Source organism: Desulfobacterales bacterium, from assembly GCA_028704555.1.
In the GTDB taxonomy this organism is placed as follows: domain Bacteria; phylum Desulfobacterota; class Desulfobacteria; order Desulfobacterales; family JAQWFD01; genus JAQWFD01.
Window position 1 is genome coordinate 20701 of the sequence record JAQWFD010000006.1, and the last position, 12812, is coordinate 33512.

Genomic DNA, 12812 nt, shown 5'->3' on the forward strand with positions numbered 1-12812 from the left:
TGATGATGGCAAATCAACGATTATTGAAAATAAGCTGTCTAAATGAAATGTATATGATACTGGAAATGTCATAACGTATGTGGTATTTTACCCAAATGAGTTGTCGGCAGGCCCGGACAGGTCGTGGGGACAGCGCATTTTGGGTTTATCAATGTGTCGTTCAGATGACAGAACTTTTGACCGCTGACCATGGTCGGGGCGTATGGCGATGTCCTGCTAAATTCGGGAATTCTGATTCCACGGTTTTTTGAACACCGCCATGTCATCAACTCGGGCTCAGGTGCCTTGAAATTCAATTGCAGGACCCCTGCCGATAAATCATATGGATAAACCATACATGAAATCAGTTTTAATACGGAAAGGCCAACAGGATAGGTGACATGAATATCAGACCGGTAACGGCAGCGGAAAGGCATTGGGGCGGACTGGATTATTTTCTTTTGTGGGCCGGGGTCGGTATTTCACTGGCGGAAATCTGGGCCGGGGGATTTCTTTCCACGATGGGCTTGTGGCTCGGGTTATCGGCGATTATCATCGGTCATATCATCGGAAACACCCTGATGGGGCTGGGAGGAATTATCGGATCGGATCATGGCATCATGTCCATGGTATCGCTCAGACCGTCATTCGGAATCCGTGGCTCCCGAATTGCCGCGGTGCTCAATATCATCCAGCTGGTCGGATGGGCATCGATCATGCTGATTATCGGCGGCAGGGCCGGCGCAGCGCTTGGACAGGGCATCGGAGGCGTTTTTGCCACCAGCCGGTTCTGGATCATCCTTCTTGGCGTCGGCACGCTGCTGTGGGCACTGTATACCGGTAAAACAATCTGGAAGACCATGCAGTCGATTTCCATGGTGGCCATGGTTCTGATCATGGGGGCGATGAGCTGGGTGTCCTTTACCGGTCTTGAATTAAATTTGATAAAAAGCGCTGCCGATCCGATGCCGTTCATGACGGGTCTGGACCTGGTGATTGCCATGCCCATATCCTGGATGCCGCTGGTGGCCGATTATTCCAGGATGTCAAAAAGCACCTCGTCCGCGTTCTGGAATACCTGGTGGGGATATTTTATCATCTCCTCCTGGATGTATATCCTGGGACTGGTCGCCACACTGATGACGGGATCGACCGATCCGGGGTTTTTGATTCTTCAGACCATGGGAACCATCGGCCTTGCCGTGCCGGCGCTGGTTTTGATTGTTCTGTCAACTGTCACGTCCGATTTTCCCGATATTTATTCGACCACCTGTTCGGTGATGAATATTTCACCAAAAGTCAAACCCAATACGGTCATGTGGGGTTCCGGCATTGTTACCATTGTCGTTGCTCTGTTGACGCCGGTTGAGCAGTTTGAAAATTTTCTGCTGCTGATCGGCGCCATGTTCGTGCCGCTTTTCGGAGTGGTTCTGACTGACTATTTCATTATCCGTAAACGCAGGATCGATGTCGGCCAGCTCTATAAGCGCTGCGGTGAATACTGGTACGTCAAAGGATACAATGTGTCGGCCATCATATCCTGGGCAATCGGGTTCGCCGTATTCGAGACGGTAGCGCACATGCAATACACGGTCGGGGGCACGCTTCCCTCGATTATTGTTTCCGGATTATTATACCAGGTGCTGACATCTGTCAGTGAAAGGAGAGGTGAAAAAATAGCTTATGGCAGTGCTTCAGATCGGCAAGATTAATGTAAATATCCTCGAAAAATTGATTTCAGACTATACCCAGGTCAGCGACCGGATCGTTCTCGGCTCAGGAATCGGTGAGGACGCAACGGTTATCGATATGGACGGCAGCCGCTATCTGATCGCAAAGACCGACCCCATCACGCATGCAACCGCTGAAATCGGCTATTATGCGGTCAATATCAATGCCAATGACATCGCGGCCATGGGGGGGGTTCCGCTGTGGTTTCTCGCGACGATTCTGGTGCCGGAGCATACGGAACAAAAAGAACTCGAGAGGATATTTTCACAGATATCCGGAAGCTGCAAAGCACTTGGGATTATCTATTGCGGGGGGCACACCGAAGTGACCAGCAGTGTCACCAAGCCGGTGGTGGTGGGGCAGATGCTGGGGGAGGTTGAAAAAACAGGGCTTAAACCCACGGCCGGTGCAAAAAAAGGCGATGACCTGATTATGACCAAATGGGCGGCGATAGAGGCGACTTCCATCATCGCCAATGAACACGGGCAGTCATTAAAAACCCATTTTTCTGATGAATTGGTTACCCGTGCCCAGCAGTACCTGTATGATCCGGGAATCAGCGTAACTCTGGATTCACGGATCGTTTCACGGTATCCGGAGATTCATGCGCTGCATGATCCCACCGAAGGGGGCATTGCAACCGGCATATATGAAATGGCGTATGCCAGCCACCTGGGGATGGAGGTGTACCATGACCGGATTCCGATCAGCTGCGAGACAGCGGCGCTATGTCAATTTTATAATATCGATCCGCTGGGCACCTTTGCTTCGGGATCATTGCTGATTGCCTCGGCGCCCGATGTGTCCGGGGAGGTTATCGGAAAGTTGAACGAACATGGCATCAAGGCCACCTGTATCGGTAAATTCATGGACCCGGCGGACGGCATCCGGCTGATAAAACAGGCGCAAACGATTCCGCTGCCCATATATCAGCAGGATGAGCTGTCTAAGATATTCGGATAGGCTCGTAGCCACGGATGGGGGTTATCCGGACGGGCTGAAAAAACACCAGGGGTCCTTCTCTTCGAACAGGTCCATGCCGGCGCTGTAAGTGGCGGCCAGGCATCCCCGGCAGACCGGGCGCAGGGCGCAGCGCCGGCAAGCCCTGCTTCCCTGCCTGTAGCGGTGTGCGGTTGCCGAATCGTATATGTCTTCAAGGGGCTGATGAAAAATGTTTCCGATACAGGAAGGAAATTTTCTGCAGGCATGGACCTCGCCATCGGCAAGTACGGATACGAAATTAAAGGCGGCGCCGCACCCGTAACCGGTGCAGCCGCCAAAGGGCGGCTGGCCGTTCCGGTATCGAAGGATGTTAAAAAGATTGTCTTTGATGCTCAATACCGGATTGGTTTTCGCCGCAGCGGCATAATCGGTCAGGAACCGGCGAAACGGATCTTTTTCCGGAAGCATCAGGCTTGCCCCTTCTCCCACCATGGACAGCCGGTTGAATGTAAACGAATCTGTCCGGTTGCGAAGCATTTCGCCCAGAGGCAGTACCTGGTCCATATTGTCACGGGTTAAGGTCAGCATCACCATCGAGTAGATGTCAAGCTCCCGGAGAATTTTAAGAAATTCAAGGGTGCGTTGAAAATGCCCTTGGCCTCTGATCCAGTCATTGTAGGGCGCAAGCCCTTCCAGGCTGACCTGGAAAAAGGACGGTTTGCAGACAGGGATCAATGCCTCGATCCGGTGTTTCGGGGATGGATTGCCCAAGATGGCAATCGTAAATCTCCGGTCTGCCGCTGCCTGGTAAAGTTGGGTGAAATGGGGGTAGAGCAGCGGATTTCCGCCGGTAAACGTTACCTGCCCCCTGACATAACGCTGCCTGCAGAAATCAAAAAAATCATCGAGGACGGACACCCCCTGCTCAAGAGGCATGACCGCCCGGTCGCTTCGGTCGTAACAGTGCCGGCAGTGAAGATCGCAGGTTTGGGTGATATGCCACTGAAGGGTAAAAACGGCAGATGACAGAAATCTGTTGTGATGGATTTCATTTGACGAATCATAGTCGCTGCTGCGATGAATTTTTGAAGGCGGGCAAAGCAGTATCCCCTTGTCGGCTGCCTGCCGGAGTGCTCCGGTCATCAGCCCCAATGAGGTGATTTTTTCATCGGCGGCTGCGGTTATGTCGATATGCTCAACCACGAGTTTAAGCGCCAGCAGATCTGCGCTTACGGCCTCTGCAATGTTCGGCCGGTTTGATTCGGGATTTTTCCAGATCATGACGACAGACTCACCCGGTTCCGGATCGGCAGCGCGGGCGGCCGAAGGCGGATCGATCAGGCTGGCAAGGCGTTTAAAGGAAACCGGATACAGTTTAAGTGTCGGGTTTACCGTATAGGATGAGACGGCTGGAAACGGTTGGCTTTTTTCGGTACTCAGCTGCCGGAATGCCCTTTCGATCCGGGCAAGTTCGGACAGAAAATCCGGAAGGCCGTTCGGTGCGGCCAGGCGTTGCAGCAGCTGCGGGACATCATCCGGCGGCAGTCCTGTCCCACACGCCGCCTGTATTCTTCCCCAGGCTTTATCATCTATGACTGAGCGGCATGTGGGGTAGACCGTTTCAAATGTTTCAACCTCAGTTGTTGACACAACCGGTTCCTTTTTTTACGTTAAATCTGGAAAACATCATTCTTACTCGGTCTTTTCCTTGTCTGTGCCACCGGCACAGGAAGATCCGCCGCTTCAACTGCTCTGGGAGCTTCCAGCTCCCGGTTTCTCACCGGATCATGCGCTTGCCTTCTCACATCCGTTGAGCGTGAGAGCCGTACCGGCAATCAGCCCGGCGATACAAAATCCTGCCAGAATTTTTTTAAGCTCATTGCTGTTCATGGTATTCACCTCCTGGTTTTGGTTGGTGAATTGCTGAGGTGCTAAATCCCGGGGAAGAAATACACTTTGTAATGCACACAGCCATCCTGTTGGATCGACCGTTTGTCGCAGTGCGGGGAAAACGGAACCTATACGGATTCATAACCGGTTGGATAGTATTAATTATAGCGATATGCCGGCTGGCGTCAATTATAAATAATGGCCTTGATCATCATTTCGGCCACGTCGTCACGGGAGCCGTTCCGCCCATTGCCGGCTTCTCCAGCACGATCCGGGGGATGCCGGGGCCATAAAGCTAAAGCGCAAAAATTCGGCGCGCCTCAGACAGTTTGCGCTTCTTAACGCTTCATGACCCCGGCATCTTTTCCCCGGAGCGCGCAACGTCGTACGCCAGAAACGGGCGGGACTCCACAGCTGGATATATGGCCGAGACGATGATCAAGGCCGAAAACTGTAAGAAAAGGTGTCAGATCTTGCATAGTGAATAGTGCTGTAAAAAGGTTAAATAGTACACTATGCAAGATGTAACACTATTTGTGCTTAATCCTGATCAGCCTATGTAGCTGAGTCTTATTTACTATATAAGATCTGACACCGATCTTTGAATATTCACCATATAACGCCGTGGTTGACAGGCAGCGAGGTACGATCGGTCCTATGTGAAACCACATATTATACAATTATTGGATTATTCCCTTTAGATATGGTTTCAAGCTAATTGATTTCCCACCCCGTGCATACATTACATAATTGCTATCCGTGTCTATTGAAACGACTTTTATTCCTTCGTGGTGATAATCCTGATATGCATCAGGATCAGTGTATATTTTTTTTATTATTTCGATCGGTGTAAGATAATATGTTTCCTGATCCCCGCAAATCCACAACTCAAAAGCTGTAGTTAATGTGTTGGAGTTAATGTTAAATTTTTATTTTGAAGGTGAACGACTATTTGTTGAGCAAAATCGAACGTGAATAACATTATTCCCTATTCTTATTTTTGCTCGACCAGAAGGGACCCAATTTTGCGTTCCACAAATCTTTGAATAAACTGCTCTCTTAATTTGTTCACTCATTTTATGTTCCTTCGTATAACGTGCGGGTAACTTGCCGGGCGCGTTGTTTTGCCCGGTCAAGTTCACCCGATGGTTCGGCGAAGCCGTTGTTGTTTCCAATTCTGTCAAGAATGAAGACCTGACCCCGCTATTTTTTCACCTCGTCAAACTGTTCTTCGATAACCTGATTGAAAGATTCGATTATCCCATCGACTACCTCTTTGGCTATATTTGCCTTATCCGTTGGTTCCTCAACCTCAGCCCATGTGATTGCTATGCCGCATTTGCGTTCAATTAGATGGGTTAAGTGTTTGGCTAAAGGAGTGAAATCTATGTCTCCATCCAATGAGATCAAAATCGCCGTACCATCCAAAGCAATTTCAATGGATTCTTCGGTGATGGTTGCGGTGCAGTTTATTTCACACATGGTCTTGCCTCAATTCAGTTAGAATGCGTTTGATGTTATATTTCTTGGCCCGCCGATCAAAAATGTATTCGCCACCATCCAATATTTGACAAACCTCTTTTTGTGCCTGTCGATCTTCCAGCACGATTTGCCGGTAGCTGATGCGTTGATCGTCATTGCTTGCCACAATGATGGACTCGGCATCCCCATAGACGACAATAGCGGGATTGTGGGTTACAAGAAATACCTGACCTCGGAACTTCTTTTCCCGAATCATGGAAACGAGAGCTTCAGCAATAAAGTTGCTACCCAAGTTGTCCTCTGGTTGGTCTATGAAGACGAGTTTGCTGTCCGCTTGAGAGAGAAGGATTTCCAAATATTTTTCAGAGTTATAGCCCGGACTGTTGCCTTTCGAGGTTGATGCGTCTGCATATATTAACGACTCATTCGGATTGCTGTAACACTCATAAAGCGGAGTAAAAAGGGTTCCTAACTTGCGGCTCAACGCATCAGGTGTATTGCCGCCGAGGTTCTTAACACTCTTTTCGTCTGAGATGAGAGCAAGCAGGTTGCTGTAAAGGCTCTTTGCCGTGTCTGCGTTTCGAATAGCATCCAAAACGACATCACGCGGTGAGGTATTGGCTGTGGCCTCGACAACAAACCTTGTTTCCCCATGAAGGTCGAACTCCTCAACTTCATGGCATAACAAGCTACTTGTCTGGTTGCTTACCAATAAGAGCTTCGCGGCGGACTCAAGCTTATCTTTTACATCTACAGCGATAGCTTGGATTGTCTGAGTCGCATTGGCCTTGTCCTCGGCAGCATTTCCCAAGCCGGTGTTCTTTTCTGAAAGAGTCTTTTCTACCCACTCGACAAAGGTTTGTTTTCTTAGAGAAACAAGCCCTCTATTGCGATAATGCTGTTGCTTATCTTGAATCAACTTCTCAAAGGCTTCAGTGAGTTGAGATTCTTCATCGGTGAACGAAATGAAAGCATTCTCTTTCAAGGCGTCCACGGCTTTTAAGACTGCGAGAAACTGCTCATCTGTCTCTTTCAAAAGCTCTGTGGAATTGCCGATTTCTTCAAGGATTGTTTCCTTGTCGAACTTTACAGTGTATTCATCACTTAAGCTCTCTGCGATAGTCTGTTCATGAAGCACAAAACTTCGTTCCTTCAGGCTTTCATAAGCCTCACTGTAAGCTTTAGATAGAGCGTCTACCTCATTTCTAAGCTGATTGCGTTTTTCAATCAGGTTCTGCCGCGCCAAATTCCTTTCGTCTTTTTTCCCCACTTTGTCAGCAAGCTCATCGAGGTGGAACTGCTCGAAATATCGAATGATGTCGCCTTGCTTAATCCAGATAGGCTCTGCATCCAAGGTTGATTCGCCTGAATATGCAGCTTCACGTTGAGTCTTGGTCTGCACCGTAGCGGTGGATAGCAGACCTTCGTAAGTATGGTCTTCAGGAAGCCTGTCGATACATTTACCGAACAAGCTCATTAACAAGCTTTTTCCACTGGAACGTCCCCCGATAATGACATTGAGATGAGGGCTGAACATAAGGTGTGTGTCTGAAATGTGGTCACATCCCGAAATCTTTAGCCCCTCCAAATGGTTTTGGTTACGAGGAAAAGTCGCCAGTTGAGCTTCGGACTTAATGCGCGACTCAGGATCAATGAATGCTTGCCTAAGCGTCTCGTAATTCTTACCGCCTTTAACATAATTGAATTCATGCGGAGGATTTTCAGTTCCTCCCTTATGCACGAGGGGATACTTCTCTATGTTGTGATTATCGGAAAACTGTATGTATGCGATGTCTTTCCTATCACGATGGGCTTCTGGCATTTGCTTGCCGAACGAGTCATTGTAATGGGCAATAGCTTTTTGTTTCACCTTCTCCAGAGCACAACTCGGCATAAGCAAAAGCATCTTTTGTGCATAAGGTATATCAGCGCGATAAGCATCAACCAGACTGTTAGAGCCGTTGCCTGCGTGGGGAATAAAGAAGAAATCATCAGTCGGAAACAAAGTAACAATATCATCAAGAGTTATTACACGATCAGCATGCGCCAGTTCTTTCTCCGAATAGTAACCCTCCAGTGCATCACTAAGTCGATTGACGTTATCAATATCATGATGGCAGAAAATGAATAGTGAATGGTATCGTGCTCCATCCACAGTCACATCAAGCTCTATTCCAATTAATAGGAGAGGGCCATCTTCACTCGCAAAGGTCTCATAGTATTCAGTATAGGCTGCGACATTGATGATGTTGTGATCAGTTAATGAGAATATTTCGACACCGTTCTCCACCATTTTGCTGTAGACTGTCTGTATAGAGAAGGTGCCTTTGTAGTCATTTGCTTTGGTCAGCTTGCTCATATCCGTATGGATATGAAGATCCACCCTCAGGAAATCAGAATATGGTTTTGAGGTACCTGCCATTACACCGCCTCCAATTTGTTTCTTCTTCATTTCTCAGTGAACGGTTGGGGTGAGGCGCGCGCGTGACCATTTGCCGTAAAAACGGACCCGCTATTCCGCGTCCCTCTCCACCCCATGGTTGCGCGCATTTAATTTTTGATTTCTCTCAATTATACCAATAGCTGTTTCAATTAAACTCAGGGACTTTTCCTCAATAACTCTTTCAAAATCATGCATCGTTGTATGGTAGGTTCCGCCAAAGATTTTTTCATGAAAATCAAAAAGAAAATCATCATGATTAGAAACAAATCGCCTTGGAAGTCCATGGTGTAATGGAATTCGGACATCTTTGTAAAATTGCAGGGATAGTTCGGCGTCTTTTGAATCAAAAAATCCTTCGGATTCTAATATTTCCACCAGCTTCGAGAAGCCCAAATGTCTCTTGTCTTCTAATTCTTTTTCTATGTTCCTATTGTTATTTGTTTTCGGAAGAGCATCCGTTGTAAGCTTAATAACCATTTCTCTAATTGTAAGCTCCAATATTGTGGATGATAGATGAAGGGCTCCAAGCAAGGCTCCAGCTTGCAGGCAAAGAGACAAATCTACAAGATAATATCTGGATACTTTCTGAGACAGTTTTATGGAGTTGATACGACATAGCAGACCCTGGATTTGTTTCACAATCTTGCCTTTAAATTGCTCCTCATAGCCTCTAATCACAAATCAAATCCTTGATATTTATTTCGTGCACAACGTTCCGGGTAACTTGCCGGGCGCGTCGTTTTGACCGGACAATGTTCACCCGGTGGTTAGCGAAAATTATCTTTGGGCATTACTACTTAAAAACTTTAGTTAAAATGACTGTAAGTATAGCACCGATAATTGTACCCGTGATGCCAAAAATGCTTGCAACTACAGCTGTCTTGTTTTGCGATTTTATGAGTTTTTTGTTGAGTTCGTGTTGTTCAATTTTGTCTCGTCTCCGCCATTCATTTAGTACGACTATCGACCCTGGGTCATCTGGCTTATATTTTAATTGTAACACCGCCAAATCAATACCTGACATGCTTTCAATTTTTTCTTTAGATGGTATGTCGTAATATGAACGTGAACGAAAATCTTGTTCTTCCTTATCGTTTTGTAATGTATTCATTTTTCTCTCGCTAACGCTTCGGCTCATGGGCCGCAAAAGAAACATGGCCGGAATTAAAGACAAGTTAAATGATGCCTACGGAAATTCTCAAATCGACCGCATTTTGCGGTCCAATGCAGCCGGTTGTTCGCTGCTGTGTGTTATGTATTTCATCATGATCTTCCACAGCCAGCATCTCCCTCGCCGCCTGTCACTGGATGCGTCGGAAGATCGCCTGGCATTTCGTCAAGTAGTTCATTTACCCGGAAAGAAAGTGTTACCGATCCGGCTGTTTGGCGTTGCGTCCAGTATTCACCTTCAAGCTTGTGAACGGGCGTCCCAATAATGTTAAACAGCATCGTACCATCATGTGGCGTACTTCTTTCGCGCAATGAAGCTTTTGGTCTGCTCGTGTACGAGTAGCAGAGCCGCCGGACTTGGGCGTCCTTGTCGATGCAAAATCCTTCAAGATAGCTGTAGCTTTCCATTTCCTCGGTTCGCATAACACAACTCATTCGCCCGAAGCTCTGCTTTATTGTCAAGATCGTGAGAATAGGACCAGGCGTCTTTCCTTCAACATCCTTCCAGTTCGTTTGAATGTTCCCTTGCCATGTGCCATTCAAGTCGGGGAACGGGATTAGCCAGCCTTGAAGACGCTTCCAGCGCCAAAGCCAGACAGTGAAGAGGAAGTAGGCGATACCGTCCGCCGTGGCAACAACCGGGATGAGCCGAAGCACGTCAAAAAAGTTCCGAAGGTCAAACCCCTGAACAATAGCGGCCAAGAAGAGTACAACCGCAGAGAAACCGGCAAGCAGGTAGAGGAAGGGCTTCATGTTAAGATTCTTCATGACTCCCCCCCGAGTCCGTCATAGTTCCATGCAGCATATGTGAAAGCATTTGCCTGCTCTATCGTCCATTTCTGTGTCGCATGGAAGAGCCATTTCAACTCACTAATTTCGAGCCACTTTGCGCATGCGTCGGGTGTATTCGTGTTCTCGTAAATAAATACGAGCGCCGCTTTCACGTCGGCTGTGTATGTGTAGTTTCCAAAGCGGTCATTGGGGATATTGTAGGTAAGACACTCCAGAAAAAAGCCCGGAACATCAGCTGCGCCGATCCCCTGCACAGTCATTTCGTTTGAAAGGGATTTCAGCACGCGAACAATGGACTTGAAACGTGTGCCGTTGGTCTTGTTTTTACTGACGCCGTTTTCGTAGTGTTGTTCCGGCCAGTTGATGACGCGGCGGTTTTCTTTATCCGTCAGCAATTCAACGCCTTCAAGATAGGTGCCGTTTGCTTGGTAACGGCGATGCTCAAAAAACGCGGCTACATCTGCTTCGACATGGTAGCTCGTTTCGTGAACATCGAAAGCTTTGTTTCCCTTCTTCACGGCGGAGCGTCCGAAGTAGTTGACAAGGGCCTCTTCTACTTCGTTCTTGTACTGGTCATAATGATAGGTGGCGTCCGGGAATCCAAGCCTTTCTTGGGTCCAGCCTTCGGGAAGAGGGTCGTGGAAGAAGGTGTCAGTGCAAAGAATTCCGATATCAACGTCGCTGTCTTTGCGGACGTTTGTATTGTTCCGATAGGAGCCTTGGGCAAAGATGGAAACACCACGGGTGCGGAGTTTGTCGCTGGCCTTGATTGCGTTGCGGATCGCCGAGGCGGCATTGTCGCAACGGTCTTGTTCGGTCTTCCCCGGCGGCTTCGCCCATTCCCTGAATTGTGCTTCCCAGTCTCGTGACATACTTGCCTTGTCCTTTCTTCGTGTTCATTACAGCGAACGTCGCCCTTCACCCGCCGGGCGGGAATGCCAAAACGGTTGAAAGGACTGTGCAATTTGTTAAAATGAAACCCTTAAAAAAGCCGCGCCGTAAGCCCGGTCGGCTGTGAAAGGGCATTGTTATGCATAATTCCGGCGCCTAACTTTGTCAATTGACTCTCCAAGCGACCTGATTTCATTAATAAACCAATTATAGGTAGACTCAACTATTGCCAAGTCTTCTTCACTTACTTTGAAGTCTTGTATACTCTTAGGGTGCGTCAATCTATCTCGGATTTTGATTGACGTAAGATAGTTTTGCGAGTCATTAGATTGCTTATTCAACACGTAGTCACATTCGTGTTGCGTAGAGATTGATTTTAGAGCTAAAGATAGGTTATCTTTTGCTGTAATATAACTCTCGCGTTCCTCTTCAGTTTGCTTATCAAGTTTAACGTTTCTTAATTTTCTTTCTTCATTTTCTTTAATTTGAATGCCATATTCTTCATTTGAAATTTTTAAAGAAATGGACTTGAACCCATTTACATTGCCTTCGATATATGAAAATACTGCGCGGATGTACGAACGCAGGACGTTTAAGCTTTCTCTGTTATCCGATAGCTGAACAGTATGAAAATCCATATCGTCACTTAATGCCTGTCTTAACGCATTAAATTCATGTGACTGCATCATCTCTCCTTAATGCATAACCACTAATTATCAGGTAAATTTGCCCTGATAAGTTGATATTAAGGGCCTTTTCGGGCATATTTGCCCTGTCTGAATATCAAACCGGATTTCATGAACCGGCCAAATTTGTTATAGCTTTTTTCGTGGCAGAGGCGAGCAGATGAGGAGAATGATAATCAGAATTCGGTAGTGAATTTGCCACGCATTGACTTTTGCCATAGCTATTAAAAACATTTTCCGCAGGACTTTCATAGTCCTATTACCACGATTTCATTTTTTGTAAAGTACCAATTACTTATATCTGCGGGAAGAGCCCGGTTACATTCATCACACGGACCGCAGTCCTGAAAGGACGGCGTCAAAATGCACGTTATATACCTACTGAGATGCAAGATTTAAAGAAGGATTTTTCGATTTTCTGAATGTCGTCGGGTGGAATATGACGGATGATAGCGCTGGCTATAACGGGTGTACATCGTCCCTTCGGGACTTGAGAAATGGGGGGGCTACCGGTGGCTGAAGTCACCGGCTATACGACATTTTTACTTCGTGGAATATGACTGACGCTTCTGCCGGAGTCAAAAACCCGTTACCCTTAAAATTTTTTGTGCTTTACCCGTTAACGCTCGGAAAAGAAAGCTGGTATTTTACGGAGGTGCTTGATTTTTCTTTGCCGGGATAGGAATGGATTCCCACGGTGATTATGAAATGGCCGTTGATAGAACCAATTCCCAAATTATGAATAAGCATAAAATGTGCCTGTTTGGGTTGCGGGCTTCGCCCGCCTTAGTGTCTTATCCCTCAAA

Annotated in this window: 11 protein-coding genes; 2 read left to right on the top strand and 9 right to left on the bottom strand. The window is 47.3% G+C overall.

The window, feature by feature from the left end:
• The first annotated feature begins 380 nt into the window (after positions 1-380).
• Together cytX and PHQ97_03810 are read left to right on the top strand one after the other, a co-directional pair.
• Positions 381-1691 carry a putative hydroxymethylpyrimidine transporter CytX gene (cytX, locus tag PHQ97_03805; protein MDD4391859.1) on the top strand — a complete coding sequence of 437 codons (1311 nt, stop codon included), beginning with the start codon at positions 381-383 and terminating at the stop codon, positions 1689-1691.
• Positions 1663-2673: an AIR synthase family protein gene (locus PHQ97_03810; protein ID MDD4391860.1), complete on the top strand. Its 1011-nt coding sequence runs from the start codon at positions 1663-1665 to the stop codon at positions 2671-2673. Before cytX ends, PHQ97_03810 begins: the two co-directional genes overlap by 29 nt.
• Before the next feature lie 21 nt (positions 2674-2694).
• Here PHQ97_03810 and sbtM read toward each other — a convergent pair whose 3' ends face one another.
• The 9 genes from sbtM to PHQ97_03855 all read right to left on the bottom strand — a co-directional run bounded on the left by sbtM (position 2695) and on the right by PHQ97_03855 (position 12009).
• Positions 2695-4302, bottom strand: coding sequence for a thio(seleno)oxazole modification radical SAM maturase SbtM (sbtM, locus tag PHQ97_03815; protein MDD4391861.1), 1608 nt, complete (start codon positions 4300-4302; stop codon positions 2695-2697).
• Between the two features lie 93 nt (positions 4303-4395).
• A complete protein-coding gene (gene sbtA / locus PHQ97_03820) occupies positions 4396-4542 on the bottom strand; it encodes an SbtA family thio(seleno)oxazole RiPP natural product precursor (GenBank protein MDD4391862.1) in 147 nt (48 codons plus the stop codon).
• Between the two features lie 1203 nt (positions 4543-5745).
• Complete coding sequence (locus PHQ97_03825) at positions 5746-6024, bottom strand: hypothetical protein (protein ID MDD4391863.1); 279 nt, start codon at positions 6022-6024, stop codon at positions 5746-5748.
• A complete protein-coding gene (locus PHQ97_03830) occupies positions 6017-8446 on the bottom strand; it encodes a hypothetical protein (GenBank protein ID MDD4391864.1) in 2430 nt (809 codons plus the stop codon). Before PHQ97_03830 ends, PHQ97_03825 begins: the two co-directional genes overlap by 8 nt.
• 90 nt (positions 8447-8536) lie before the next feature.
• Positions 8537-9145 carry a hypothetical protein gene (locus PHQ97_03835; GenBank protein MDD4391865.1) on the bottom strand — a complete coding sequence of 203 codons (609 nt, stop codon included), beginning with the start codon at positions 9143-9145 and terminating at the stop codon, positions 8537-8539.
• A 115-nt stretch (positions 9146-9260) separates the two neighbouring features.
• Positions 9261-9578, bottom strand: coding sequence for a hypothetical protein (locus PHQ97_03840; protein ID MDD4391866.1), 318 nt, complete (start codon positions 9576-9578; stop codon positions 9261-9263).
• 152 nt (positions 9579-9730) lie between these two features.
• The gene (locus tag PHQ97_03845; protein ID MDD4391867.1) at positions 9731-10405 is read right to left on the bottom strand and encodes a hypothetical protein; all 675 of its coding nucleotides are present in this window, start codon (positions 10403-10405) and stop codon (positions 9731-9733) included.
• Positions 10402-11301 (bottom strand): nucleotidyltransferase, encoded by a 900-nt coding sequence (locus PHQ97_03850; protein MDD4391868.1) that lies wholly within the window; start codon positions 11299-11301, stop codon positions 10402-10404. The genes PHQ97_03845 and PHQ97_03850 overlap by 4 nt, the downstream gene beginning before the upstream one ends.
• Positions 11302-11457: 156 nt before the next feature.
• A complete protein-coding gene (locus PHQ97_03855) occupies positions 11458-12009 on the bottom strand; it encodes a hypothetical protein (protein ID MDD4391869.1) in 552 nt (183 codons plus the stop codon).
• Positions 12010-12812: the final 803 nt, after the last annotated feature.